General features: G+C 65.5%; 22 protein-coding genes. 16 read left to right on the top strand and 6 right to left on the bottom strand.

What is annotated here, in order from left to right; genetic code table 11:
* Positions 1 to 19: 19 nt before the first annotated feature.
* Positions 20 to 1027, top strand: a complete 1008-nt coding sequence (locus AZSP09_RS10660) for a hypothetical protein (RefSeq protein WP_152090017.1) — start codon at positions 20 to 22, stop codon at positions 1025 to 1027.
* On the opposite strand, the gene AZSP09_RS10655 is transcribed toward AZSP09_RS10660, so the two are convergent.
* Positions 1018 to 2103 carry an AraC family transcriptional regulator gene (locus tag AZSP09_RS10655; protein WP_152090016.1) on the bottom strand — a complete coding sequence of 362 codons (1086 nt, stop codon included), beginning with the start codon at positions 2101 to 2103 and terminating at the stop codon, positions 1018 to 1020. The two genes, AZSP09_RS10660 and AZSP09_RS10655, sit on opposite strands and share 10 nt — an antisense overlap.
* A 146-nt stretch (positions 2104 to 2249) precedes the next feature.
* Here AZSP09_RS10655 and AZSP09_RS10650 point away from each other — a divergent pair, with 146 nt between their 5' ends.
* Both AZSP09_RS10650 and icmF read left to right on the top strand, forming a co-directional pair.
* Entirely contained in the window at positions 2250 to 2711 is a 462-nt protein-coding gene (locus AZSP09_RS10650; protein WP_014236207.1) for a PaaI family thioesterase, read from the top strand.
* A 64-nt stretch (positions 2712 to 2775) separates the two neighbouring features.
* A complete protein-coding gene (gene icmF / locus AZSP09_RS10645; RefSeq protein ID WP_152090015.1) occupies positions 2776 to 6057 on the top strand; it encodes a fused isobutyryl-CoA mutase/GTPase IcmF in 3282 nt (1093 codons plus the stop codon).
* Between the two features lie 357 nt (positions 6058 to 6414).
* Here icmF and AZSP09_RS10640 read toward each other — a convergent pair whose 3' ends face one another.
* Both AZSP09_RS10640 and AZSP09_RS10635 read right to left on the bottom strand, forming a co-directional pair.
* On the bottom strand, positions 6415 to 7107 hold the full coding sequence (locus tag AZSP09_RS10640; RefSeq protein WP_130459448.1) for a nitroreductase: 693 nt from the start codon (positions 7105 to 7107) through the stop codon (positions 6415 to 6417).
* Positions 7108 to 7145: 38 nt separating this feature from the next.
* A complete protein-coding gene (locus AZSP09_RS10635) occupies positions 7146 to 7820 on the bottom strand; it encodes a Crp/Fnr family transcriptional regulator (RefSeq protein WP_152090014.1) in 675 nt (224 codons plus the stop codon).
* A gap of 254 nt (positions 7821 to 8074) precedes the next feature.
* Between AZSP09_RS10635 and AZSP09_RS10630 the strand changes: the two genes are divergently transcribed.
* From AZSP09_RS10630 to AZSP09_RS10590, 9 genes are all read left to right on the top strand, one after another.
* Positions 8075 to 10054, top strand: a complete 1980-nt coding sequence (locus AZSP09_RS10630; RefSeq protein WP_152090013.1) for an AMP-dependent synthetase/ligase — start codon at positions 8075 to 8077, stop codon at positions 10052 to 10054.
* An 18-nt stretch (positions 10055 to 10072) separates the two neighbouring features.
* On the top strand, positions 10073 to 10873 hold the full coding sequence (locus tag AZSP09_RS10625) for an ABC transporter ATP-binding protein (RefSeq protein ID WP_130459446.1): 801 nt from the start codon (positions 10073 to 10075) through the stop codon (positions 10871 to 10873).
* 15 nt (positions 10874 to 10888) lie between these two features.
* Positions 10889 to 11782, top strand: a complete 894-nt coding sequence (locus tag AZSP09_RS10620) for a branched-chain amino acid ABC transporter permease (RefSeq protein WP_014236213.1) — start codon at positions 10889 to 10891, stop codon at positions 11780 to 11782.
* 15 nt (positions 11783 to 11797) lie between these two features.
* Positions 11798 to 12865, top strand: a complete 1068-nt coding sequence (locus AZSP09_RS10615; protein WP_014236214.1) for a branched-chain amino acid ABC transporter permease — start codon at positions 11798 to 11800, stop codon at positions 12863 to 12865.
* Positions 12866 to 12920: 55 nt separating this feature from the next.
* Complete coding sequence (locus tag AZSP09_RS10610; RefSeq protein WP_152090012.1) at positions 12921 to 14249, top strand: ABC transporter substrate-binding protein; 1329 nt, start codon at positions 12921 to 12923, stop codon at positions 14247 to 14249.
* Between the two features lie 77 nt (positions 14250 to 14326).
* Positions 14327 to 15163 carry an ABC transporter ATP-binding protein gene (locus tag AZSP09_RS10605; protein WP_152090011.1) on the top strand — a complete coding sequence of 279 codons (837 nt, stop codon included), beginning with the start codon at positions 14327 to 14329 and terminating at the stop codon, positions 15161 to 15163.
* Between the two features lie 162 nt (positions 15164 to 15325).
* Positions 15326 to 16558, top strand: a complete 1233-nt coding sequence (locus AZSP09_RS10600; RefSeq protein ID WP_014236217.1) for a phenylacetate--CoA ligase family protein — start codon at positions 15326 to 15328, stop codon at positions 16556 to 16558.
* A gap of 92 nt (positions 16559 to 16650) precedes the next feature.
* Positions 16651 to 17817: a CaiB/BaiF CoA transferase family protein gene (locus tag AZSP09_RS10595; RefSeq protein WP_152090010.1), complete on the top strand. Its 1167-nt coding sequence runs from the start codon at positions 16651 to 16653 to the stop codon at positions 17815 to 17817.
* A 131-nt stretch (positions 17818 to 17948) separates the two neighbouring features.
* Positions 17949 to 19556 carry a methyl-accepting chemotaxis protein gene (locus AZSP09_RS10590; RefSeq protein ID WP_152090009.1) on the top strand — a complete coding sequence of 536 codons (1608 nt, stop codon included), beginning with the start codon at positions 17949 to 17951 and terminating at the stop codon, positions 19554 to 19556.
* A 78-nt stretch (positions 19557 to 19634) separates the two neighbouring features.
* Here AZSP09_RS10590 and AZSP09_RS10585 read toward each other — a convergent pair whose 3' ends face one another.
* Entirely contained in the window at positions 19635 to 20051 is a 417-nt protein-coding gene (locus tag AZSP09_RS10585) for a bacteriohemerythrin (protein ID WP_014236220.1), read from the bottom strand.
* A 123-nt stretch (positions 20052 to 20174) separates the two neighbouring features.
* Here AZSP09_RS10585 and AZSP09_RS10580 point away from each other — a divergent pair, with 123 nt between their 5' ends.
* The 3 genes from AZSP09_RS10580 to AZSP09_RS10570 are packed head-to-tail and all read left to right on the top strand — an operon-like array spanning position 20175 to position 22187.
* Complete coding sequence (locus AZSP09_RS10580; protein ID WP_152090007.1) at positions 20175 to 21071, top strand: AEC family transporter; 897 nt, start codon at positions 20175 to 20177, stop codon at positions 21069 to 21071.
* 46 nt (positions 21072 to 21117) lie between these two features.
* On the top strand, positions 21118 to 21606 hold the full coding sequence (locus tag AZSP09_RS10575; protein WP_152090006.1) for a glutathione peroxidase: 489 nt from the start codon (positions 21118 to 21120) through the stop codon (positions 21604 to 21606).
* The gene (locus AZSP09_RS10570) at positions 21603 to 22187 is read left to right on the top strand and encodes an SCO family protein (protein WP_152090005.1); all 585 of its coding nucleotides are present in this window, start codon (positions 21603 to 21605) and stop codon (positions 22185 to 22187) included. The genes AZSP09_RS10575 and AZSP09_RS10570 overlap by 4 nt, the downstream gene beginning before the upstream one ends.
* Positions 22188 to 22290: 103 nt before the next feature.
* Here the strand turns inward: AZSP09_RS10570 and rpoH are convergent, their stop codons facing one another.
* Together rpoH and ilvD are read right to left on the bottom strand one after the other, a co-directional pair.
* Positions 22291 to 23148: an RNA polymerase sigma factor RpoH gene (gene rpoH, locus AZSP09_RS10565; RefSeq protein WP_014236224.1), complete on the bottom strand. Its 858-nt coding sequence runs from the start codon at positions 23146 to 23148 to the stop codon at positions 22291 to 22293.
* Between the two features lie 194 nt (positions 23149 to 23342).
* Positions 23343 to 25202 (bottom strand): dihydroxy-acid dehydratase, encoded by a 1860-nt coding sequence (gene ilvD / locus AZSP09_RS10560; RefSeq protein WP_152090004.1) that lies wholly within the window; start codon positions 25200 to 25202, stop codon positions 23343 to 23345.
* Positions 25203 to 25352: 150 nt separating this feature from the next.
* On the opposite strand from ilvD, the gene AZSP09_RS10555 reads away from it, so the two are divergent.
* Positions 25353 to 26966, top strand: a complete 1614-nt coding sequence (locus tag AZSP09_RS10555; RefSeq protein WP_014236226.1) for a methyl-accepting chemotaxis protein — start codon at positions 25353 to 25355, stop codon at positions 26964 to 26966.
* Positions 26967 to 26987 lie beyond the last annotated feature (21 nt).

Raw genomic sequence — 26987 nt, 5'->3', positions numbered from 1 at the left:
TCTTCGCCGGCGATATCCCATGAAAATCACTTCTCTTAGCAGGACGACCGCGTCTGCCGCTTCCGCCAAGCGCAGCGAACGACAGGGAGGGGCGGACGAGGCGAGGGAAAGTGCCAAAGCCCTGGCCCAGTCCATCCTCTCGCCCAAGGAAGACGAGCAGGCCAAGCGACAATCAGAGCGGGCGCAGCAGATGAACAGTTTGCTGCAACAGCTGCGCTCCATGCCGTCGGCCCAGGCGACCCGCAAGCAGGCGGCGGCCGACAAGGCCGAGATGCTGAAGAAGCGTCTGGAAATGCTCAAGTCCATGCTGGTCGGGGCGACGCCGGAGCAGGCCAAGGCGCTGGCCCGGCAGGTCCGCAGCATCGCCAAGGAACTGGCTTCCCTGGCCGGCAATCTGGGCGGCAACAGCGGCGGCTCGGGTGCGTCGGCCAATCTGTCCGTGAGCAGTTCGGACAGTTCCGCCAGTCAAACCACCAGTGTTGGCAGCGATGCGGCCCAGGGGACGGCAGATGGATCGGCCCAGAGCGCCGTGGCCCAGGCGACTGCGGCAGAGGCCCAGGCCGATACGGGCGGTGACGAGGCCGACAGCGCAGAGGCTGGGGCGGCCGATGCGTCGGCCGCGGCAGCCAGCGGAGCCGGTGCAGAAGCCGAAGCGGAAGCTGCGGCCGCGGTAGCTGCCGATCCGGAGGAAAAGGCCGAAGACAAGAGGGCCGGCGAAAGCCGGGGCGCCACGGAGGGGGTCAGGAGCGGCGGCCAGTCCGATGCGGACAAGGCTTTGCGCAAGGCCCTGGAAGAGGCGCGCAAGGTGCTCAAGGCTGTTGTCGCCCTGCTCAAGCAGAAACTCGGACAGCAGGACAAGGATGTGCGCAGCATCCAGGAAAGCATGGCCAAGCTGGACCAGTTGATGGGGCAGGGGGGCGACGGCGTCGCCAGTGTGCCCCAGGTCTATATCGACGTGGGTGGCATGGGCGATGCCGGTGCCGCAGTTGCCGCCGTGGCCGGCGCCACGGTGAATACTCAGGCCTGAGACGGTTCCTGGCCGCTGCTGGGGCGCTCCTTCTGGGCCCGCAGGCGCTTGCGGTACTGGCTGGGTGAGGTGCCGGTCCAGGAGACGAAGGCGCGGAAGAAGGCTGAGGGGTCGGCAAAGCCCAGGTCGGCGGCAATCTGGCCCAGAGGCTGGCTGGTCTTGGTCAGGCGCGACAGGGCCAGGTCCCGGCGCAGGGCGTCCTTGATGGCGCGGAAGCTGGAGCCCTCCTCCTCCAGGCGCCGGTGCAGGGTGCGGGGCGACAGGTTGAGCTGGCGGGCGACGCCGTCCAGATCGGGCAGTTCCGGCAGGGCCGCGCGCAGGATGTCGCGCACCCGCAGCACCATTTCCCGGTCCCGCCGGTAGAGGGTGGTGATCTTGCCCGGGGAGCCTTCAAGAAAGCTGGCCAGGGCCGCCTCGTCGCGGCGGATGGGCAGGTCCAGCAGGGTGGCGGAGAAACTGGCGGCCAGGGAATCGGCGGCAAAGTCCGACTGGGCGGTGTAGATCAGGGCATAGTCGTCCGCATGGGCCGGGCGCGGGTAGGGGAACTGGACCCGCTCCAGGACGATGCTGCGCCCCGCCAGCCAGGAGGCCAGGCCGTGCAGCAGGCGCAGCAGCCATTCAAAGGCAAAGACCCGGCCGACAGCCAGGGGGCGCTCCTCCCGGATGCGCAGCAGGGCCTGACCGGCGCTCCCGCTTTCCAGATGCACCGACAGATCATGCAGCACCAGCCCCAGGAAGCGGGTGCTGCGTTGCAGGGCCTCGCCCAGGGTCGGTGCGCTGATGACGCTGCGGCAGAGGAATTCGAAGGTGCCCGGCGGCAAGGGCGTGGAAAAAAGGGCAAAACCCTCGTCGCCGAGTTCGGCGATGAGCAGGTTGTAGAGGGCGGCGTAACGCTCCACCGGCACCCGCACATCCGGCCGGTGCAGCACCTCCCGGCCGATGCCGGCCCGCTCCAGCAGGGGGCCGGCATCGCCGCCGCGGGCCGTGACCCCGGCCAGCATGCCCTGGACGAAGCCCATGGCCACGGTGGCCCGGGGGCGGGGCAGGGGACTGGCGATTTTGTCAGGGTTGCTCATTGCTGCCCTGCAACACCGTGAATTGGTTGAAATTCCATATTGGCGGATTTTGCACGATTTACGGCATGGCGGGCAATGGCCCTGGGCCGGCGGACTTTTTAAGATGTCGCCATTCTTAGGAAAACGTCGAGAAACCCGGTCTGCCCATGAAAGCCTTTCAGGATTACTACCCGGAGAGCGTGGCCCACTGCTACGGCTGCGGCAGCCGCAACGACCACGGCCACCGCATCAAGACTTTCTGGGAAGGGGAGGAGAGCGTCACCCGCTACACCCCCGAGCCTTACCACACCGCCGTGCCCGGCTTCGTCTATGGCGGCCTGCTGGCTTCCCTGATCGACTGCCACAGCACCGGCACCGCCGCGGCCGCCATGTACCGGGCCGAAGGCCGGGAAATGGACAGCCTGCCCCCGTTCCGCTTCGTCACCGGCTCCCTGCTGGTCAAGTACCTGAAACCCACCCCCCTGGGCGTGACCCTGGAAATCCGCGGCCGCGTCAAGGAAATCAAGGGCCGCAAGGTGGTGATCGAATCCACCGTCTATGCTGAAGGCGTGGCCACGGCCAGCGGCGAAGTGGTGGCCCTGCAGATGCCCGACGACTTCGGCGCCTGATACTTCCGAACCCTGCGCCGGCCGCCGCGCCGGCTCCATCCCATCCGCCTATTGGAGCGACATCATGACCGACCTCTCCATCGCCAAGAAAATCGTCCCCTACAAGCCGAAGAACAAGGTGCGCTTCATCACCGCCGCCTCCCTCTTCGACGGCCATGACGCCTCCATCAACATCATGCGGCGCATCCTGCAGTCCACCGGCTCCGAGGTGATCCACCTGGGCCACAACCGTTCCGTCGGCGACATCGTCAATGCGGCCCTGCAGGAAGACGTGCAGGGCATTGCCATCACCTCCTACCAGGGCGGTCACGTCGAGTTCTTCAAGTACATGATCGACCTGCTGAAGGAAAACGGCGGCGAGAACATCAAGGTCTTCGGCGGCGGCGGCGGCGTCATCGTGCCCTCCGAGATCAAGGAACTGCACGAATACGGCGTGACCCGCATCTATTCGCCGGAAGACGGCCAGCACCTGGGCCTGCAGGGCATGATCAACGACGTGGTGGAGCAGTCCGACTACAACCTCACCACCCTGGCGCCCCAGAAGCCCGAGGAAGTCATGGCGGCCCTGCAGTCCGGCAACCGCCGCGCCCTGGCCCGCATCGTCTCCGCCCTGGAAAACGGCGCCTACCCCGAAGGCCTGCGCAAGCAGATCGTCGAAGCCGCCGCCCTGGTGGCCACCACCCCGACCCTGGGCATCACCGGCACCGGCGGTGCCGGCAAGTCCTCCCTCACCGACGAGCTGGTGCGCCGCTTCCGCCTGGACCAGGAAGACGGCCTCAAGCTGGCCATCATCTCCATCGACCCCTCGCGCAAGCGCACCGGCGGCGCCCTGCTGGGCGACCGCATTCGCATGAATGCCATCGAGCATCCCAACATCTTCATGCGCTCCCTGGCCACCCGGGAGACCGGTTCCGAGATTTCCGCCGCCCTGCCCGAGGTCATCGCCGCCTGCAAGCTTTCCGGCTTCGACCTGATCATCGTCGAGACCTCCGGCATCGGCCAGGGCGACGCCGCCATCGTGCCCCTGGTGGATGCTTCCCTCTACGTCATGACCCCCGAGTTCGGCGCTGCCTCCCAGCTCGAGAAGATCGACATGCTGGACTTCGCCGACTTCGTCGCCATCAACAAGTTCGACCGCAAGGGCGCCGAAGATGCCCTGCGCGACGTGCGCAAGCAGTACCAGCGAAACCGGGAGCTGTTCACCCAGTCCCCCGACGAAATGCCCGTGTTCGGCACCATGGCCGCCCGCTTCAACGACGACGGCGTTACCGCCCTGTACCAGGCCATCCTGCCCAAGCTGGTGGAGTTCGGCCTCAAGGCCAAGGCCGGCAAGCTGCCCGTGGTGACGGTCAAGGAATCCTCCCGCGGCCGCGCCATCGTGCCGGTGGAGCGCACCCGTTACCTGGCCGAGATCGCCGACACCCTGCGCGCCTACCACAAGCATACCGAAGAGCAGGTGAAGATCGCCCGGGAGCGCCAGTCCCTGCGCATTTCCAAGGACCTCTTCAACAGCTACGACGAGGCTGCCAAGGCCGCCCTGCCCAAGTTCGACGAGCTCATCGCCTGCAAGGAAAGCGAGCTGGACGCCCGCGCCAAGAAACTGCTCGACATGTGGCCCGACACGGTCAAGGCCTACTCCGGCGACGAGTACGTGGTGAAAATCCGCGACAAGGAAATCCGCACCAAGCTGGTCTCCGAGTCCCTCTCCGGCACCAAGATCAAGAAGGTGGTGCTGCCCCGCTTCACCGACGACGGCGAGACCCTGCGTTTCCTGATGAAGGAAAACGTCCCCGGCTCCTTCCCCTACACCGCCGGCGTCTTTGCCTTCAAGCGCGAGGGTGAGGACCCCACCCGCATGTTTGCCGGCGAGGGCGATGCCTTCCGCACCAACCGCCGCTTCAAGAAGGTCTCCGAAGGCATGCCGGCCCACCGCCTGTCCACCGCCTTCGACTCCGTCACCCTGTACGGCTGCGACCCGGATGTGCGTCCCGACATCTACGGCAAGATCGGCAACTCCGGCGTTTCCATCGCCACCCTGGACGACATGAAGGTGCTGTACTCGGGCTTCGACCTGGTCTGCCCCACCACCTCCGTCTCCATGACCATCAACGGTCCGGCACCGATCATCCTGGCCTGCTTCTTCAACACCGCCATCGACCAGCAGCTGGACAAGTTCCGCGCCGACAACGGCCGCGAGCCCACGGAAGACGAAGCCGAGAAGATCCGCGAGTGGGTGCTGGCCTCCGTGCGCGGCACGGTGCAGGCCGACATCCTCAAGGAAGACCAGGGCCAGAACACCTGCATCTTCTCAACCGAGTTCGCCCTGAAGATGATGGGCGACATCCAGGAGTTCTTCGTGCACAACCAGGTGCAGAACTTCTACTCGGTCTCCATCTCCGGCTACCACATCGCCGAAGCCGGCGCGAACCCCATCTCCCAGCTGGCCTTCACCCTGGCCAACGGCTTCACCTACGTAGAGTCCTACCTGGCCCGGGGCATGCACATCGATGACTTCGCGCCCAATCTGTCCTTCTTCTTCTCCAACGGCATGGACCCGGAATACTCCGTCATCGGCCGGGTGGCGCGCCGCATCTGGGCCGTGGCCATGAAGAACAAGTACGGCGCCAACGAGCGCAGCCAGAAGCTGAAGTACCACATCCAGACGTCCGGCCGTTCCCTGCACGCCCAGGAGATGGACTTCAACGACATCCGCACCACGCTGCAGGCTCTCATCGCCATCTACGACAACTGCAACTCCCTGCACACCAACGCCTACGACGAGGCCATCACCACCCCGACCGAAGAGTCGGTGCGCCGCGCCATGGCCATCCAGCTCATCATCAACCGGGAATGGGGCGTGGCCAAGAACGAGAACCCCAACCAGGGCGCCTTCATCATCGACGAGCTGACCGATCTGGTGGAAGAGGCCGTGCTCAAGGAGTTCGAGGCCATCGCCTCCCGCGGCGGCGTCCTCGGTGCCATGGAAACCGGCTACCAGCGCGGCAAGATCCAGGAAGAGTCCCTCTACTACGAGCACAAGAAGCACGACGGCTCCTACCCCATCATCGGCGTGAACACCTTCTTGAATCCCAAGGGCAGCGCCCAGGTGGAGATCGAGCTGGCCCGCTCCACCGAAGAGGAGAAGCAGTCCCAGATCGCCCGCCTGAAGGACTTCCACCAGCGCAATGCCGACAAGGCGCCGGCCATGCTGGCCAAGCTGAAGCAGACGGTGATCGAGAACGGCAACGTCTTCGCCGTGCTGGTGGAGGCGGTGCGGGTCTGCTCCCTGGGCCAGATCACCGGTGCCCTCTACGAGGTGGGCGGCCAGTACCGGCGCAGCATGTAAGGCCCCGGCCGGGGCAGCCGCGGCCCGGGCGGGCCGCCTGTACCGGCCTCGTCCAAGGAATAAACCAAAGGAGAAAAAGGAGACAGCGCCGGCATTGCCCCAGGGCAGGCCGGCTCCAAGAAGAACCTCTGCTGTGTTTGCGAACCGGGCCTGGTGCCCGGTTTTTTTTCGCCCCTGCCGGGAGGCAGAAGGGACGGCATTTCTGAGCCTGTCTGGCCTGAGAGTCAGGCGGATACTGGGCTATGGCGGTGCCATTGCCAGGTGGCAACAAAAACGCCGGCCCTGGGCCATGGGCCCTGCAGGTCGGCGTCCTTTCTTTCTTGTGGCGGGGATGTCAGTCCGCCGCCGCGCTCTGCCTTAGTCGCAGAAACGCACCCACTCTTCCAGGGGCGCGCGCTCGGTGCGCAGCTTGTTCTCCGGCTTGCTTTCGTCCGCATAGCCCAGGGCCATGCCGCACACCACCATCTCGTTTTCCGGCAGGTTCAGCTGTTCGCCGATGATGCGGTGGAACTGGGTGAAGGCGGCCTGGGGGCAGGTGTCCAGGCCCCGGGCCCGGGCGGCCAGCATGATGGTCTGCACGAACATGCCGTAATCGAACCAGCTGCCCTGCTGCATGATGCGGTCGATGGTGAAGATGAGGCCCACCGGCGCATCGAAGAAGGTGTAGTTGCGGCCGTGCTGGGCGTGCATGCGGGCGGCGTCGCCCTTCTTGATGTCGAGCAGGCCGTAGAGATCCAGGCCCACCTTGCGCCGGCGGTCGATGTAGGGGGAGACCCACTTGGCCGGGTAGTAGGGATATTCCTCGGTATGGGTCTGGGCCTCTTCCGGATCGTTGTAGGCGGCGAGGATTTTCTGGGACAGCTGGTCCTTGGCGTTGCCGGTCAGCACGTACACCTTCCACGGCTGCACATTGGTGCCGGAAGGGGCGCGGGAGGCGATGCGCAGGATCTCCTCCAAGGTCTCCCGGGGCACCGGCGTGGGCAGGAAGGCCCGCACGGAACGACGGGAATCGATGGTTTCATCGACGAGGCGTTGGCGATCGGTAGTCATGGATTTTCCTTGTCTCTCTCAGTGTGGGGTGAAGCGAATCAGGCGCCGAAGCGGCGCAGTCCTTCCAGGTCGATGACGGTGACGCCGCCATACTCGACCCGCAGCAGGCCGTGCTCCTCCAGCAGCTTGAGGGCCTGGTTGGCCCGCTGCCGGGAGACCCCGGCCAGGTAGCCGATTTCCTCCTGGGAAATCTGCAACTGGGGCCCGATGCCCGGGTAGAGCACGGGATTGAAAAGGGAGGCGACGCAGCGGGCGATGCGGGCGTCGGTTTCCAGCAGCCGGTCCATTTCCACCCGGCCGATGAATTGGCCGAGACGCTCGTTGAGCTGGTTGAGCAGGAAGCGGTTGAAGGGAATGCTGTGGTCCAGCAGCCACTGGAAGGTGGTGCGGCTCATGCAGGCCACCTGGGAGTCGCGCAGGGCCACCACGTCGTAGCGGCGGGGCTCGTTCTTGAGCATGGAGCCCTCGCCGAACCAGCCGCCGGCGTGCACCCCGGTGAAGGTGGCGGTCTTGCCGGTGACCCCGTGGCTGGCGATTTTCACCAGGCCGTCGATGACCCCGAGCCAGTAATCCACGGGCTCACCCTTGTAACAGACGAATCCCCCCGCCGGAATGCGGCGCACAAAAGTGCCGGCCTCGATTCGGGCGAATTCCTCGCCAGTCAGTTCCCTGCCCCAGGTGGTGCGGTGCAACAACTCGGAGAGCGTCAGCATTTATTTAGCCAATTGTCAGGTCGACGACAATTATAGCCATGACGCGTCGCTAAATTGAGACCAAATGCCAGCCGGCGACCCTCCTCGATGAGGTGTTCGACCAGGGTGGAGGAGACAAGCCGGAGCAGGGTTACCGGGAAGACCGGAGCCCCGTTCCAACACCGAAGCAGAACCCGGAATTTCCCATCAGGGAAGGGCCGGACAAAACCGCAAGCCGGCATCGGTTATGCGGGGATAACAATGGAGGAGATGTTATGCCGGAAGTGGCTTCTTCCCAGGCGGCGCACACCCGTAATCTGACGGGTGAGACCTTCCCGCGCCTGCTCTTTCACCATGCCCAGGTGCGGGGCCAGCACCCCGCCATGCGCGAGAAACATCTCGGCATCTGGCAGACCTGGACCTGGGCCGAGGTGGCCGAGAACGTCCGGGCCCTGGCCTGCGGCCTGGCCGAGCTGGGCTTCAAGCGCGGCGACAACCTGGCCATCATCGGCGACAACCGTCCGCGCCTGTACATGACCATGGCGGCGGTGCAGAGCCTCGGCGGCGTGCCGGTGCCCCTGTACCAGGACGCGGTGGCCAACGAGATGCTGTTCGTGCTGCAGGATGCGGGCATCCGCTTCGCCATCGTCGAGGACCAGGAACAGGTGGACAAGCTGCTCGAAGTGCGGGAGCAGCTGCCCCAGCTGGACCACATCATCTACGACGATCCCCGGGGCATGCGTCACTACAACCAGCCCTTCATCCATGACATCGAAGCCGTCATGGCCATGGGCCGCATCCACCACCAGAACCATCCCGATTTCCTCGAACGGGAAATCGAGCAGGGCGTCACCACCGACACCGGCGTCATGCTCTACACCTCGGGTACCACCGGCAAGCCCAAGGGCGTCTGCCTGGCCCATGAAGCCTTCATTGCCGCCGCCAAGGGCGGTTGCCAGTTCGACCAGCTGACGCAGGACGAGGACATCCTCTCCTACCTGCCCATGGCCTGGGTCGGCGACTACCTGTTCTCCTTCGCCCAGGCCCTGGTGGCCGGCTTCACCATCAACTGTCCCGAGTCCGGCGACACGGTGATGACCGACCTGCGGGAGATCGGCCCCACCTACTACTTCGCCCCGCCCCGGGTGTTCGAGAACCTGCTGACCCAGGTGATGATCCGCATGGAGGACGCCGGCGCCATCAAGCGCAAGCTGTTCGCCTGGGCCATGGACGTGGCCAAGCGCTGCGGAGCCGAGATCCTGGACGGCAAGCCCGTTTCCGGCAGCGACCGGCTGGCCTACGCCGTGGCCAACCTGCTGGTGATCGGGCCCCTCAAGAACGTCCTGGGCATGAGCCGCATCCGCGTCGCCTACACCGCCGGCGCTGCCATCGGTCCGGACCTGTTCCGTTTCTACCGCTCCATCGGCGTGAACCTGAAGCAGCTCTACGGCCAGACCGAGACCTGCGCCTACGTCTGCCTGCAGCCCGACGGCCAGATCAAGCTGGATTCCGTCGGCAAGCCGGCTCCCGGGGTGGAGGTGAAGATCGCCGACAACGGCGAGATCCTGGTCAAGGGGCCCATGCTGCTCAAGGAGTACTACCAGCGTCCCGATGCCACCGCCGAGGCCATCAACGGCGAGGGCTACTTCATGACCGGCGATGCGGGCTTCTTCGACGAGGACGGCCACCTGAAGATCATCGACCGGGCCAAGGACGTGGGCAAGATGGCCAACGGCGCCATGTTCGCCCCCAACTACATCGAGAACAAGCTCAAGTTCTTCCAGTACGTGAAGGAGGCGGTGGCCTTCGGCAACGGCCGCGAGCAGGTGTGCGCCTTCATCAACATCGACATGGGCGCTGTCGGCAACTGGGCCGAGCGCCGCGGCATCTCCTACTCCGGCTACACCGACCTGGCTGCCAAGCCCGACGTGTACAACCTGATCCAGGAGTGCGTCGAGGAGGTCAATGCCCAGCTGGTGCACGACGGCATGCTGGCCGACTCCCAGATCCACCGCTTCCTCATCCTGCACAAGGAACTGGACCCGGACGACGACGAACTGACCCGGACCCGCAAGGTGCGGCGCAACTTCGTCTCGGAAAAGTACGCGGTGCTGATCGACGCCTTCTATGCAGGCAAGACATCCCAGTTCATCGAGACCCAGGTGAAATTCGAAGACGGCCGCGTCGGCAAGGTGGCGGCGGATCTGGTGATCCGCGATGCCAAGACCTTCCCCGTGGTGCGCCAGGCCGCCTAATCCCGAACGGAGCGTTTCATGAGCGAACAAAACCAGAATGGGCGCCGGGTCGGCGAGGTGATCCTCGACCTGCAGAACATCTCCCTGCGCTTCGGCGGGGTGAAGGCCCTCACCGACATTTCCTTCAACGTGAAGGAACACGAGATCCGCGCCATCATCGGCCCCAACGGCGCCGGCAAGAGCTCCATGCTCAACGTCATCAACGGGGTGTACCACCCCCAGGAAGGCCGCATCGTCTTCCACGGCGAAGAGCGCAAGAAGATGGAGCCCCACATGGCAGCCACCCAGGGCATCGCCCGCACCTTCCAGAACATCGCCCTGTTCAAGGGCATGAGCGTGCTCGACAACATCATGACCGGGCGCATCACCAAGATGAAGTGCGGCTTTCTGGAGCAGGCCCTGTACCTGGGGCGGGCCCAGAAGGAAGAGCTGGCCCACCGGGAGAAGGTGGAGGAGGTCATCGACTTCCTGGAAATCCAGCACATCCGCAAGACCCCGGTGGGGCGCCTGCCCTACGGCCTGCAGAAGCGGGTGGAGCTGGGCCGGGCCCTGGCCGCCGAGCCTTCCCTGCTGCTGCTGGACGAGCCCATGGCCGGCATGAACGTGGAAGAGAAACAGGACATGTGCCGCTTCATCCTGGATGTGAACGACCAGTTCGGCACCACCATCGTCCTCATCGAGCACGACATGGGCGTGGTGATGGACATCTCCGACCGGGTGGTGGTCCTGGATTACGGCAAGAAGATCGGCGACGGCACGCCTGACGATGTGCGCAACAACCAGGAGGTGATTTCCGCCTACCTGGGCGTGGCCCACTAAAAGGAGGAACGGAACATGCAATTCTTTTTCGAAGTGCTGATCGGCGGCCTGCTCTCGGGGGTGATGTATTCCTTCGTGGCCCTGGGCTTCGTCATGATCTACAAGGCCTCCGGCGTCTTCAATTTCGCCCAGGGCGCCATGGTCTTCTTTGCCGCCCTGACTTTCGTCGGCTTCCAGGAAATGGGGGCGCCCTTCTGGCTGGCCCTGATCCTGGCCTTCGGCGCCATGGTGCTGCTGGGCATCGCCACCGAGCGCATCGTCCTGCGGCCCCTGGTGAACCAGCCCCACATTACCCTGTTCATGGCCACCATCGGCCTCACCTTCTTCGTCGAAGGCCTGGCCCAGGGCATCTGGGGCTCCACCGTGCGCGGCCTGGACCTGGGCATCCAGGACGAGCCCATCGAGTGGATCATGGACAAGGCGGGCATCCTGGTTTCCAGCTTCGACCTCTTCGCCGCCGGCGTTGCCGCGGCCCTGGTCACCCTGCTGGCCCTGTTCTTCCAATACACCCGGGTGGGCCGCGCCCTGCGGGCCGTGGCGGATGACCACCAGGCGGCCCTCTCCATCGGCATCCCGCTGCAGAACATCTGGCGCATCGTCTGGGCCGTGGCCGGCTTCGTCGCCCTGGTGGCCGGCCTGCTCTGGGGCGCCCGCAACGGGGTCCAGTTCGCGCTCACCTTCACCGCCCTGAAAGCCTTGCCGGTATTGATTCTCGGCGGCTTCACCTCGGTCCCCGGCGCCATCGTCGGCGGCCTCATCATCGGTTCCACCGAGAAGCTGGCGGAAGTGTATCTGGGGGGCTATGTGGGCGGCGGCATCGACTCCTGGTTCCCCTATGTGATGGCCCTCGCCTTCCTGCTGATCCGGCCCGAAGGCCTGTTCGGCGAGAAGCACATCGATCGCGTGTAAGGAGAGGACAAAACCATGCTTTACCGTGAAGCCGGACAATTCAAGACCAGCTACGCTGCCGACCAGCAGATTTTCCCCATCCGCCAGGACCGTATCGCCATCGGCCTGATCCTGGTGGTGGCGGCCCTGGTGGTGCCCATGGTGGCGAGCGAATACTGGATCAAGGCCATCCTGATCCCCTTCCTCATCTTTTCCCTGGCGGCCCTGGGCCTCAACATCCTCACCGGCTACGCCGGCCAGCTGTCCCTGGGCTCCGCCGCCTTCATGGCGGTGGGGGCCTTCGCCGCCTACAACTTCATGGGCCGCATCGAGGGCATGCCGGTGCTGCTGGCCTTCGTCGGCGGCGGCCTCTCGGCGGCGGCCGTGGGCATTCTCTTCGGCCTGCCGTCCCTGCGCATCAAGGGCTTCTACCTGGCGGTAGCGACCCTGGCGGCCCAGTTCTTCATCGTCTGGGCCCTGACCAAGTTCGGCTGGTTCTCCATGGACTCCTCCTCCGGCGTCATCACCGCCCAGGAGATCCAGATCCTCGGCTACCGCTTCGACACGCCCATTTCCCTCTACCTGCTGGTTCTGACCATCGTGGCGGTGATGGCACTGGCGGCCAAGAACATGGTGCGCAGCTCCGTCGGCCGGGCCTGGATGGCGGTGCGGGACATGGACGTGGCGGCCGAGGTGATCGGCATCCGCATCATGCACACCAAGCTCCTGGCCTTCGCCATCAGCTCCTTCTACTGCGGTGTCGCCGGCGCCCTCTACGCCTATGCCTACCTGGGCACGGTGGAGCCGGAAGGCTTCAACCTGGACCTGTCCTTCAAGATCCTGTTCATGATCATCATCGGTGGGGTGGGCTCCATCATGGGCTCCTTCCTCGGCGCGGCCTTCATCGTGCTGCTGCCGATTTTCCTGGACGTGCTGATCCAGGATTTTCTCACCGGCCTCCTGCCCCCCAGCATCAGCTCCAACCTGCAGCTGATGGTTTTCGGCGGGCTCATCATCTTCTTCCTCATCGTCGAGCCCCACGGCCTGGCGAGACTGTGGCAGATCGGCAAGGAAAAGCTGCGTCTGTGGCCTTTCCCCCACTAACCCAGGCATTGGAAGTCAAAGCAGCACCCACATAATCAGTAGAGGAGACAAGACAATGAAAGTGAAAACCATCGCCCTGTTCGCTGCCGCGGTAGCTTCCGCAGCGGTTTCCGGTTCCGTCCTGGCCCAGGCCAAGGAACAGTTCATCGGCCTGCCCTCGTTCCGTGTCGGCCCCTATGCGGCCGGCGGTTCCGGCGTGTATGGTGGCTGGATCGATTACATGAACCTGGTCAATGATCGGGACGGCGGCGTCAATGGTGTCAAGCTGACCTGGGAAGAATGCGAGACCGAATACAACAACGCCCGTGGGGTGGAGTGCTACGAGCGTCTGAAGAAGAAAGGAAATACGGGTAACACCGTATTCCAGCCGGTCTCCACCGGCATCACCTATTCGGTGCTGGACAAGGTGGCCCAGGACAAGATTCCCATGGTCACCATCGGCTACGGCCGTACCGATGCGGCGGATGGCCGGGTTTTCCCCTGGGTCTTCCCCATGATCACCACCTACTGGTCCCAGGCCACCACCATGGTCAAGTACATTGGCCAGAAGGAAGGCGGTCTCGACAAGCTCAAGGGTAAGAAGATTGTTTATCTCTACCACGATTCCGCCTTCGGCAAGGAAGGCATTCCCGTGCTGGAGAAGCAGGCCGCCAAGCATGGCTTCAACCTGAAGACCATTCCCGTCGCCCACCCCGGCAACGAGCAGCAGTCCCAGTGGCTGACCATCCGCCAGGAAAAGCCTGACTGGGTGATCTTGTGGGGCTGGGGCGTGATGAACCCGACCGCCCTCAAGGCCGCCGCCAAGACCGGCTTCCCGCGGGAGAAGATGGTCGGCGTGTCGTGGTCCGGTGCCGAGGAAGATACCGTGCCCGCCGGCGATGCTGCCAAGGGCTTCACTGCAGCCGGCTTCAACATGGCCGGTACCAACTACCCGGTGGTGAAGGCGATCCAGGACAACGTCTACAAGAAGAACAAGGGCAACATGGAAGACAAGTCCCGGGTTGGCTCCATCTACTACAACCGGGGCGTGGTGCACGGCATCATCACCGTGGAGGCCATCCGCGTCGCCCAGGAGAAGTTCGGCAAGGGTAAGCCCATCACGGGCGAGCAGATGCGTTGGGGTCTGGAACATCTGAAGATCGATGCCAAGCGCCTGAAGGAGTTGGGAGCCGAGGGCATTATGCCTGATATGGCGATCACCTGCGCCGACCACGAAGGATCCGGCAAGGTGAAATTCCAGCAGTGGGATGGCAAGGCCTGGAAGGTCGTTTCCGACTGGATCGATCCGGACAAGGAAATGGTCCGGCCGATGATTGAGGAGTCCGCCGGCAAGTACGCCAAGGAAAAGGGCATCACCCCGCGTGACTGCAGCAAGGAAGGCTGAGGCGCCCTAGCGACCTGAGCCCGGGACGGGGCCGGCAGGCCCCGTCCCCCCGCCCCAAGAAAAGGGAATCTAAGCCTATGAACACGACGACTCAAGCCAGCCCGGCTGCCCCGGAGAACTACCTCAGCATCAACAACATCGAGGTCATCTACGACCACGTGATCCTGGTGCTCAAGGGTGTCTCCCTGATGGTGCCCAAGGGCAAGATCGTGGCCCTCCTGGGCGCCAACGGCGCCGGCAAGAGCACCACCCTGAAAGCCATCTCCAACCTGCTGCACGCCGAACGGGGCGACGTCACCAAGGGCAGCGTGGAGTTCAAGGGCACCCGGGTGGATCAGCTGACCCCCAATGAACTCGTCAAGCGGGGCGTCATCCAGGTCATGGAAGGACGCCACTGTTTCGCCCATCTCTCCATCGAGGAAAACCTGCTCACCGGTGCCTACACCCGGGGCATTTCCCGCAGTGAGCTGAAGCAGAACCTGGAGATGGTCTACCACTATTTCCCGCGCCTGAAGACCCGGCGCACTTCCCAGGCCGGCTACACCTCCGGCGGCGAGCAGCAGATGTGCGCCATCGGCCGCGCCCTCATGGCCAAGCCGGAAATGATCCTGCTGGATGAACCCTCCATGGGCCTGGCCCCCCAGATCGTCGAGGAAATCTTCGAGATCGTGAAGGATTTGAACAGCAAGGAAAACGTCAGCTTCCTCCTGGCCGAGCAGAACACCATGGTGGCCCTGCGCTACGCCGACCTGGGCTACATCCTGGAAAACGGCCGGGTGGTGATGGAAGGGGACGCCAAGGAACTGGCCTCCAACGAGGACGTGAAGGAGTTCTACCTGGGGCTGTCGTCGGCGGGGCGCAAGAGCTTCAAGGACGTAAAACACTACCGTCGCCGCAAACGCTGGCTTTCGTGAGAAGGCCGTGCGCGCTGCAATACGTCGTTGCTTATCCGCTTGTGTGCCCGGTGCACACGGCGCGGATGCGCGCCTAGTCTTGCAGCGCTACTTGGCCTTCTCAGGACCTGTCTCGCGTCGGAACAAAAACAGAATTGATGAGCGTCGATTAAGGAACGCCAGATGAAATACTACGACTCCCTGGAAACCCGCGATCCTGAGGAACGGGAGCGGTCACTGATGGAGCGGCTGCCGCGGCAGGTGGCCCACGCCAAGCTGCATTCGCCGTACTTCGCGCGGCTGCTGGCGGAGGTTAATCCCAACGACATCCACAACCGTGCCGCCCTGGCTCGCCTGCCGGTGACGCGCAAGAGCGACCTGGTGCATCTGCAGCGGGAGCAGGCGCCCTTCGGCGGCATCAATGCGACGCCTCTCTCCGGGCTCTCCCGGGTCTATGCCTCCCCCGGGCCCATCTACGATCCGGAAGGGCGGGGCCAGGACTGGTGGCGTTTCGCCCGGGCTCTGCACGGCGCCGGCTTCCGCGCCGGGGAGCTGATCCACAACACCTTCTCCTACCACTTCACCCCGGCCGGCTTCATGCTGGAAGGGGCTGCCCACAAGCTGGGCTGCCCGGTATTTCCCGCCGGCATCGGCCAGACCGAGATGCAGGTGCAGGCCATCAACGACCTGAAGCCGGCGGCCTACGTCGGCACGCCCTCCTTCCTCAAGATCATCCTGGAGAAGGCGGACGAGCTGAAGGCCGACGCCACGTCCCTGACCAAGGCCCTGGTTTCCGGCGAGGCCCTGCCGCCCTCCCTGCGCCAGGCTCTCAACGCCCGCGGCATCACGGTGCGCCAGTGCTACGCCACGGCGGACCTGGGCATGATCGCCTACGAATCCGAGGCCCAGCAGGGGCTGACCCTGGACGAGGACGTGCTGATGGAAATCGTCCGTCCCGGCACCGGCGACCCGGTGGCCGACGGCGAGGTGGGGGAGGTGCTCATCACCACCTTCAACCTGGACTATCCCCTGCTTCGCTTTGCCACCGGTGACCTCTCCGCCGTGCTGCCCGGCATCTCCCCCTGCGGCCGCACCAACGTGCGCATCAAGGGCTGGCTGGGACGGGCCGACCAGACCACCAAGGTCAAAGGCATGTTCGTCCATCCGCACCAGGTGGCGGCGGTGGTCAAGCGCCATCCGGAAATCGGCAAGGCCCGCCTGGTGGTGGACAATGCCCTCGGCCAGGACCGCATGGTTCTGCACTGCGAGAGCGGGCGGGGCGACGACGTGCTCGGCGACGCGGTGGTCGCCAGCATCCGGGACGTCACCAAGCTGCGCGGCGAAGTCAGATTCGTCAGCCCCGGCGACCTGCCCAACGATGGCAAGGTCATCGAGGACATCCGCACCTACGAATAAATACAAACCCACCCCGACCCCACGGGAAAACGACGGGGTGGCGTCCGATCGGCGCCACCCCGTTTTATTGTCTTCAATCCCAGCGAGCAAACATGGCCAGCAAGCCCCTGCAAGGTGTCCGCATCCTCGACCTGACCCGCCTCCTGCCCGGCCCGGTGGCCACCCTGCATCTGGCCGACCTGGGGGCCGACGTGATCAAGATCGAAGACCACGGCGCCGGCGATTACGCCCGCACCATGGGCGACGGCCCCGAGGGGGTCAGCGTCTTCTATCGGGCGGTGAACCGCAACAAGCGGGGCCTGCGCCTGGACCTGAAAAATTCCGAAGGGGCGGCCCTGTTCCGGCGCCTGGCGGCGGAGGCCGACGTGGTCATCGAGAGCTTCCGCCCCGGCGTCATGGACAAGCTGGGCGTGGGCTACGAGGCTCTGCGCAGCCTCAATCCGCGCCTGGTGTTCTGCGCCATCACCGGCTACGGCCAGAGCGGTCCCCTGGCCCTGGCGGCGGGCCACGACCTCAACTACATCGGCTACGCCGGCATCCTCGACCAGATCGGCGTGGATGGTGGCCAGCCGGCCATTCCCAACCTGCAGATCGGCGATCTGCTGGGCGGCGCCATGAGTGCCGTGATGGGTATCCTGGCGGCCCTCTTCGATGCCCGGCGCAGCGGCCAGGGGCGTTTCGTGGACGTCTCCATGAGCGACGCGGCCCTGGCCCACAACCTCTTTCCCCTGTTCGCCCTGCAGGGCAGCGGGAGCGTGCCGGAGCGGGGCCGGGACATGCTCAGCGGCGGCGATGCGGGCTACGGCGTCTACGCCACGGCGGATGGCCGCTACATGGCGGTGGCGCCCCTGGAGCGCAAGTTCTGGGACCTCTTCTGCGACACCCTCGGCCAGCCCCGGTGGAAGGCCCGCCATGGCGCCACCGGGGCCGAGGCCAGGGCCATGCGGGCAGAGCTGGAGACCCTGTTCGCCAGCCAGCCCCAGTCCTACTGGACGGAAAAGTTCGCCCGGGTCGATTGCTGCGTCACGCCGGTGCTGACCGTGGCCGAGGCCCTGGCCCATCCCCACTTCCAGGCCCGGGGCATGGGCTTCCAGGCTGACGGCATCACCCAGTACGGGCCGCCGGTGCGCCTCTCCGACATGCCGGCCGAGCCGGTGCGGCCGGCGCCGGCGCCCGGGGAGCATGGCCAGGCCATCCTGGCCGAGTTCGGGGTGACGGCGGAGGAATGGCAGCGCCTGCAGAACCTGGGGGTGGTTTGAGGAGATGGCGGCATGACAGGAAATGTCAGGGTGCGGTCAGGCAAAAAGCGGACATAATCCCTATCCTCATCGCAGGTAATATGCGATAAGTTATAGCCATATTGCATGGTTTGATTGGAAAAGGGATAAAAATGACGATCGCCAAACGCCTCGCCCTCCTCATCCTGCTGGCGGTGGCCGGCCTCATCGTGGTCGGCGGTTTCGGCCTGAAGGAAATGGGGGCCATCAATGCCAACCTGGAGTATGCCCACGAGAACTCCATCCCCAGCATCCGCAAGGTGGCCAGCATGGAATCCAATTTCCTGCGCCTGCGCACCCAGATGCTGGTGTTTCTCCTCAGCACGGAAGAGCAGCGGCCGGCGGTGGAACAGCGCATCGAAGGCGCCAAGAAGGATCTGCTCCAGGCCCTGCAGGATTACGAGAAGCTGATCAGCGACGACAAGGATCGCCAGTACCTGGAAACCAGCAAGGCCCTGGTGAAGGAGTACTACGCCCTGATCGACCCGGCCATCGCCGATACCAAGGCCGGGCATGGGGAAAAAGCCAGGAACGGTATGGGCCAGGCCGGCGAGGTGTCCAAGCGCCTGGCAGAGAACGTCGAAGCCCACAGCAAGTACAACGAGCATCTGGCCGAAGAGGAAGTGCGCAAGGCCGGCGAGGCCTATCAAACCGGCAAGGTGATCTCCATCGTGGTGATCCTGCTGTGTACCGCCGGCGTCGCCGGGCTCGGTTTCATGGTCTACCGCCACGTGGACAGCTCCCTCGGCAACATGGTCTCCATGTTCTCCCGCATCGAGAAGGAGCTGGATTTCACCGGCCGCCTGGAGGTCCGCGGCACCGATGAAGTGGCCCAGGCCTCTTCCGCCTTCAACCGCCTGCTGGACCATCTGCAGGCCAGCTTCCGGGAAATCAGCAACCATACCGATGCGGTGAACAATGCCGCCAACCGGGTGGCCACCGCTTCCCACCAGATGTCCATCGCCTCCGGCCACCAGAGCGAAGCCGCTTCCAGCATGGCCGCCACGGTGGAGGAGATGACCGTCAGCATCACCCATGTGGCCGACCGGGCCGGCGAGGCCAACCAGCTTTCCTCCGCTTCCGGCGCACTGGCGCACAAGGGCGAGGGCATCATCGGCGATACGGTGCAGGGCATCAACGGCATTGCCGAAACGGTGCGCAACGCCTCCGAGCAGATCGCCCGCCTGGAACAGCAGAGCGAGCGCATCAACAACGTGGTGGCAGTGATCAAGGAAGTGGCCGACCAGACCAACCTGCTGGCCCTCAACGCCGCCATCGAGGCAGCCCGGGCCGGCGAGCAGGGCCGGGGCTTTGCCGTGGTGGCCGACGAAGTGCGCAAGCTGGCCGAGCGCACCACTCAGTCCACCCAGGAAATCGCCAGCACCATCCTGGAAATGCAGGCCGGCGCCCAGGCTGCCGTCCATGGCATCCACGCCGTGGTGGAAAAGGTGGACGAGGGCGTCTCCCGGGCCGAGCAGGCCAACGAGGCGATCCAGGAAATCGGCGAAGGTTCGCGCAAGACGGTGGACATGGTGGGCGACATTTCCGATGCCATCCGGGAGCAGAGCATGGCCAGCACCGCCATCGCCCAGCAGGTGGAGAAGATCGCCCAGATGTCCGAGGAGAACAGCGCCGCGGCCCAATCCACCTCCGACACCGCCGGCGAACTGGCCCACCTGGCCCAGGAGATGCAGCAGGTGGTGGCCCAGTACCGCCTCTAAGCCGGAACTGCTGCGACAAAAAAGGCGCCCGCGGGCGCCTTTTTTCCTGGGTAGCCGCCACAGCGGCCAGGCCGGGGCCTAGCTGCGTTCTGCGACAAAGGCGCCAAAGCGCTGGTCGGCCACCTGGATGTGGTTGATCAGCCACTTGGCCAGGAAGCGGGAAAGATCCAGGCTGGCCGAAGGCTCGCCCACTTCCACCCGCAGTTCCATTTCCCCCACCTGCAGCAGCAGTTCCCGGTGCAGTTCCCGGTGGGCCGGCAGGGCCGGGTAGGCGGCCGCCTCCATCAGGGCCTCCTCGCTGGCGAAGTGGGTGCGGGTGTATTCCAGCAGCTCGGCCACCGCCCGGCGGGCTTCGTTCTGGGCCGTGTCGCCGTCCTGCTCCAGGGCCTGCTGGATGCGGGCGACGATGGCGAACAGCTGCTGGTGCTCCTGGTCCACCTGGGGGATGCCCACGTGGTACTGGGGGCCAAACTGGACAATGGCGTTGTCGCGCATGATCGATTCCCTGAATGTTGTTTGGCGCCATTCTCCCACGGCGACAGCAGCCTTCGGCGTGACCGAATTCACTATGCGGCAAAGGCCAAGGGGCGTTGGCACCGGCCTCGGTAGAATGGCGCCATGACCACCGCCCTCCTGCTCCTGCCCGATTTCTGCCTCATCCTCCTGGGATTGCTGCTGCGTCGCTACATGCACCTGGGGGATCATTTCTGGGCCGGCATCGAGAAGCTGGTCTATTTCATCCTCTTCCCCGCCCTGCTGGTCAATGCGGTACTGAAGACCCGCCTGGATCTGGCGGCGGCGGCACCCTTGCTGGCCACTGCCCTGCTCTCCATGGGCGCGGGCATGGTGCTGAGCTGGGCCGGCCTCAAGTGTTTCCGCCTCAAACCCCTGGTGCTGGCCTCCCTGTTCCAGTGCGGCTATCGCTTCAATTCCTACATCGCCCTGGCGGCGGCGGGGCTGCTCTTCGGCACCCCGGGCATCGCCACCATGGGCCTCATCGTCGGCGCCGCCGTGCCCCTGGCCAACCTGTCGGCGGTGTGGATGCTGGCCCGCCACGGCGAGGCCGGCGCCCTGCGGGAGGTGGCCCGCAATCCCCTGATCTGGGCCACTGCCTCCGGCTTCCTGCTCAACCTGGCCGGCTTTGTGCCGCCGGCGCCCCTGCAGATGTTCCTCTCCCGCCTGGGAGACGCCTCCATCGCCCTGGGCCTGCTGGCCGTGGGGGCTGCCCTGCGCCTGCGGGGCCAGGCCGAGGTGCGTTCCGCCTCCTTCTACATCCTGGGGGTGAAGCTCCTGCTGCTGCCCCTGGTGGCCATCTTCGCCGGCCCCCTGCTGGGGCTGTCCGGCCTCTACTACCACGTGGCCATCCTTTTCGCCGCCCTGCCCACGGCCTCCTCGGCCTACATCCTGGCCATGCGCATGGGGGGCGACGGGCAGAGCGTGGCCTGGCTCATCTCCGCCTCCACCCTGGCCTCCATGCTGACCATGCCCCTCTGGATGAGCCGCTTCCTGGGCTGAGCGGCGGCTGGAGTAAAGTGGCGGCTTCTCCACCGGGGTTTGCGCCATGACGACCGTCTTCGATTTTTCCGTCCGCCGTGCCGACGGCAGCCAGCAGTCCCTGGCCGATTACCGGGGGCAGGTGCTGCTCATCGTCAATACGGCCAGCCGTTGCGGCTTCACGCCCCAGTACGCAGGTCTGGAGGCCCTTTACCGGCGCTACCGGGAGCAGGGCCTGACGGTGCTGGCCTTTCCCTGCAACCAGTTCGGTGCCCAGGAGCCGGGCAGCGCCGAGGAGATCGCCAGCTTCTGCTCCCTCAACTACGACGTCAGCTTTCCCGTCTTCGCCCGTCTCGAGGTCAACGGTCCCCAGGCCGATCCGCTCTTCCGCTGGCTCAAGCAGGAGCAGCCCGGCTGGCTCGGCACGGCCGCGATCAAGTGGAATTTCACCAAGTTCCTGGTGGACCGGCAGGGCCGGGCGGTGGGGCGCTATGGGCCCATGACCAAGCCGGAAGCCCTGGCCCGGGCCATTGAGGCCCGGCTGGCGCTGCCGTGAAGCACCTCCTCCTCTGGGTGGCGCTGTGCTGGGGCCTGACAGCCTGCTCGCCGCCCCAGCCCTTTCACCATACCGATCTCAGCGGTGCCACCTTCGCCGCCGAGTTCCCGCGTGCCCTGGCGGACCAGGGCGGCCAGCCCCGGCGTCTGGCGGACTTCCGCGGCCGGGTGGTGATCCTCTTCTTCGGCTACACCTCCTGCCCCGATATCTGCCCCACCGCCCTGGCCCGCTTCGCCGCGGTGCGGGAGGCCCTGGGGGAGGAGCGGCAGCGGCTGCAGGTGCTGTTCGTCACCCTGGATCCGGAGCGGGACAGCCCGGCCCGCCTGGGCGAGTACGTCACCTGGTTCGATCCGTCCTTCCTCGGCCTGTGGAGTGACCGGGAAACCCTGGCCCGGACCGTGGCCGAGTTCCGCATCACCGCGGTGCGCCAGGAGGTGGGCGGCGGCCTGGGCTACACCCTGGATCACACGGCCGGCGCCTACGTCTACGATCTCCGGGGACGGCTGCGGCTCCTCATTCCGGATAACGCCCAGGTGCCCGCCGTGGTGGCGGACCTGCGCCGGCTGCTGCGTGAGGACTGAGCCGGCGCCGGATCGGACAAAGGATCGGGGGCAAAGGATCGGGCAAAGAAAAAGGCCGGCCCGTGACGGGAGCCGGCCTTTTTGCCGTGGGGTGCCGGGCGGTTCAGGCTGCCAGCAGGCCCTTCATCTTCTGCAGGGCCTTGACCTCGATCTGGCGGATGCGCTCGGCGGAAACCCCGAATTCGGCTGCCAGGTCGTGCAGGGTGGCCGGGTTTTCCTCGTCCAGCCAGCGGGCTTCGACAATGCGCCGGCTGCGCTCGTCCAGGCCGGCCAGGGCCTGTTGCAGGCCGTCGCTCTGCAGCCGGTCGTATTCCCGGGCTTCCAGCACCTGGGTCGGCTCGGCGGCGCTGTCGGCCAGGTAGGCGATGGGCGCCACCCGGTTGTCGTCCTCGTCATCCGGCGAGCCGTCCAGGGCCAGGTCGCGGCCACCCATGCGGGTTTCCATTTCCACCACTTCCTCGGCCTTGACCCCCAGCTTGTAGGCGATCTCGTCCACTTCGGCCGGGGTCAGGGTGTCGCTGCTGGCCTTGAGGCTGCGCAGGTTGAAGAACAGCTTGCGCTGGGCCTTGGTGGTGGCCACTTTGACCAGGCGCCAGTTCTTCAGGATGTATTCGTGGATTTCAGCCTTGATCCAGTGCATGGCGAAAGACACCAGACGCACGCCGCGGCTGGGGTCGAAGCGCTTCACCGCCTTCATCAGGCCGATGTTGCCTTCCTGGATCAGGTCCGCATGGGGCAGGCCGTAACCCAGGTAGCCCCGGGCGATGGCGATGACCAGACGCAGATGGGAGAGCACCAATTGACGTGCAGCATCCACGTCGTCTTCCTCGCGGAGACGGCGGGCCAGGGCGAATTCCTCAGCCTCGCTCAGCATCGGGAAGCGCCGAGCCGCCTGGATGTAGGCATCCAGGTTGCCTACCGCAGAGGGCAGGCCATGAGACAGGGTCAAAGCTTGGGTCATAGGGTGGGTCCTCCTTGAACTTCTTGTGCACAGTTTAGCACTCACGTCAGTAGAGTGCTAACAGGGCGAAAAGTTCAGCCAACCATTATAAGAATCAAGGTGTTGGGCGTCTTGCCGGCCTGGGACCGGCAAAGAAAAACCCGGCCCCGGGCATGTGCCTGGAGCCGGGTTCCGGTGGCCTCGCTACGGGCGGCTTACTTGGACTTGGTCAGCTGGCCCAGGTCGCGCACGGCGCCCTTGTCGGCGGAGGTGGCCATCAGGGCGTAGGCCTGCAGAGCCTTGGAAACGACGCGGCCCCGTTCTTCGGTGGGCTTCCAGGCCTTGTCGCCCTTGGCGTTTTCCTCGGCGCGGCGGGCTTCCAGTTCGGTATCGGAAATGGCCAGGTGGATGCGGCGGCCGGGGATGTCGATCTCGATGGTGTCGCCGCTGCGCACCAGGCCGATGGCGCCGCCCTCGGCCGCTTCCGGGGAAGCGTGGCCGATGGAGAGGCCGGAGGTGCCGCCGGAGAAGCGGCCGTCGGTGAGCAGGGCGCATTCCTTGCCCAGGCCGCGGGACTTGAGATAGCTGGTGGGGTAGAGCATTTCCTGCATGCCGGGGCCGCCCTTGGGGCCTTCGTAGCGGATCACCACCACGTCGCCGGCCACCACTTCGCCGCCCAGGATGGCGGTGACGGCGGAATCCTGGCTCTCGTAGACCTTGGCCTTGCCAGTGAATTTCCAGATGGATTCATCGACGCCGGCGGTCTTCACGATGCAGCCGTCGAGGGCGATGTTGCCGTGCAGGACGGCCAGGCCGCCTTCCTTGCTGTAGGCGTGGGCCACGTTGCGGATGCAGCCGTTGCTGCGGTCCTGGTCCAGCTCGGTATAGCGGCGGTCCTGGCTGAAGGCGGTCTGGGTGGGGATGCCGCCGGGGGCGGCGCGGAAGAATTCCAGGGTGCGCTGGGAGCCGGCGCGCTGCACATCGTAGGTGTCGATGGCTTCGCCCAGGGTGTGGCAGTGCACGGTGGGGGTGTCGCGGTGGATCAGGCCGCCGCGGGAGAGTTCGCCCAGGATGGCCATGATGCCGCCGGCCCGGTGCACGTCCTCAATGTGGTAATCCTGGGTGGCCGGGGCCACCTTGCACAGGCAGGGCACCTTGCGGGAGATGGCGTCGATGTCTGCCATGGTGAAGGTGACACCGGCTTCCTGGGCGGTAGCCAGGAGGTGCAGCACGGTGTTGGTGGAGCCGCCCATGGCCACGTCCAGGGCGAAGGCGTTCTCGAAGGCCTTCTGGTTGGCGATGGAGCGGGGCAACACGGAGGCGTCGTTCTCTTCGTACCAGCGCTGGGCCAGACGCACGATGCGGCGGCCGGCTTCGAGGAAGAGGCCCTTGCGGTCGGCGTGGGTGGCCACCAGGGTGCCGTTGCCGGGCAGGGACAGGCCCAGGGCTTCGGTCAGGCAGTTCATGGAGTTGGCGGTGAACATGCCGGAACAGGAGCCGCAGGTGGGGCAGGCGGAGCGCTCGAACTCCTCGACTTCCGCGTCGGAGCAGTTGCTGTCGCCGGCCTTGATCATGGCGTCGATCAGATCGACGGCGATGGTCTTGCCTTCCCACTTCACCTTGCCGGCTTCCATGGGGCCGCCGGAGACGAAGATGGTGGGGATGTTGACCCGCATGGCGGCCATCAGCATGCCCGGGGTGATCTTGTCGCAGTTGGAGATACACACCATGGCGTCGGCGCAGTGGGCGTTCACCATGTATTCCACGGAGTCGGCGATGAGGTCGCGGGAGGGCAGGCTGTAGAGCATGCCGTCGTGGCCCATGGCGATGCCGTCGTCGATGGCGATGGTGTTGAATTCCTTGGCGATGCCGCCGGCCGCCTCGATCTCCCGGGCCACCAGCTGGCCCAGGTCCTTCAGGTGCACGTGGCCGGGCACGAACTGGGTGAAGGAGTTCACCACGGCAATGATGGGCTTGCCGAAATCGCCGTCCTTCATGCCGGTGGCGCGCCACAGGGCGCGGGCGCCGGCCATGTTGCGGCCGTGGGTGGAGGTGCGGGAACGATAGGCGGGCATAGTCGGGTCTCCAGACAACGTAGGCTGCCCGGAACCGGTCCGGGCGGCTGAAAATCAGGGCCTAAATACTAGCATGTTATGATCGGACGCCCGCTTGACGAAAACGGCGGCGTTCTACGGTTTTTGCTGCAAAAGACGGAGTTAAAAACCATGCGCATTTCCCGAAAACTGGTGTTTTCCCTTGTCGCCATGCAGGTCCTGATCACCCTGGTCGGGGTGGTCGGCCTGAATCGTTTTGACCGGCTGGAGCAGTCCCTGGCCGAGATTTCCGATGTCTGGCAGCCCAGCATCCGGGCCGCATCCGGCATCAATGCCGAGTCCCTGGACTTCCGCAACCGGGAGACCCAGCTGCTGATCGCCCGCAACAGCGCGGAAATCGACGATGCGGTAAAGCGCGGCAACCAGAATCTCGAGGCCTTGCGCAAGTTTGACCAGGCATTCCAGTCCCTGATCCATGGCGACGAAGAAAAAGCCCTTTATGCCGCCTACCGGGAGAAGCTGGAGGCCTACCTGGCGACCCACGAGCGGATGGTGGCCCTGGCCCGGGAAGGGCGGCGGGACGAGAGCATCGCCTATTTCGAGGGCGATTCGCGCAAGGCCATCCGCGCCCTGCGGCCCACCATCGACGCCATCGTGGACTACACCGTGAAGGGCGCCGAAAAGGCCCAGCAGGAGGCCCGCACCATTTCCCGGGTCGGCCAGATGTGGATCATCGGCATCAATCTGGTGGCCCTGGCCCTCGGTGCGGTGCTGGCTTTCTGGCTCTACGGTTCCATCGTCCGGCCCCTGCAGAAAATCCGCGAGGAAGTGCTGGGCATCGAACAGAGCGCCGACTTTACCCGCCAGCTCGATGCCCATGGCCACGATGAAATCGGCGAAACGGCCCAGTCGGTGAACCACCTTACCGCCTCGGTGCGCGCCGCCCTGCAATCCATGCTGGCCGGCATTGCCCAGGTGGCGTCTGCCGCCGACAGCCTGGCCGAGGCCTCGCGCCAGGTCTCCGCCGGCTCCGGTGCCCAGTCCGAGGCCGCATCCTCCATGGCGGCCACGGTGGAACAGCTGACGGTGAGCATCAACCAGGTGGCGGACAACGCCAGCCGGGCCTTCGAGCTGGCCCAGGCCTCCGGCCAGGCCTCCCGGGAAGGAGGCGGCGTCATCGCCAATGCGGTGGACTCCATGGGCGGCATCGCCCGCCGCATCGAGGAGACGGCCGCTGCCATCCGGGAACTGGGCGTGGCCTCCCAGGAAATTTCCGGCATCGTCCAGGTGATCAAGGAGGTGGCGGACCAGACCAATCTGCTGGCCCTCAACGCCGCCATCGAAGCCGCCCGGGCCGGGGAGCAGGGCCGGGGTTTCGCCGTGGTGGCCGACGAAGTGCGCAAGCTGGCCGAGCGCACCGCCCTGGCGACCCAGGACATCGCCGCCAAGATCGCCGCCATCCAGTCCGGCGTGGACCATGCCTCCTCCGGCATGGAGCAGGCCGTGGGCCTGGTGGAGCAGGGTGTGACCCTGGCCGACACGGCCGGGGGCGCGGTGACCCGCATCACCGCCGGGGCGGCGGAAGTGGAGCAGGAGGTGAATGCCATCTCCGGCGCCCTGCGGGAGCAGGGGGAAGCCAGCAACCAGATCGCCGGCCACGTGGAGCAGATCGCCCAGATGAGCGAGGAAAACAACCGGGGCGCGGAGAACACCGCCCAGCTGTCCGGCAATCTGGCGGCCCTGGCCCAGGAGATGCGGCAGACGGCGGAACGCTTCAAGGTTTGAGCCGATACTGCTAGGCTTGCG

It is taken from the genome of Azospira sp. I09 (assembly GCF_009177135.1).
GTDB classification, from domain to species: Bacteria; Pseudomonadota; Gammaproteobacteria; order Burkholderiales; family Rhodocyclaceae; genus Azospira; species Azospira oryzae.
The sequence above is the reverse complement of the archived record's forward strand: the minus strand, read 5'-3'. Positions and strand labels throughout refer to the sequence as shown.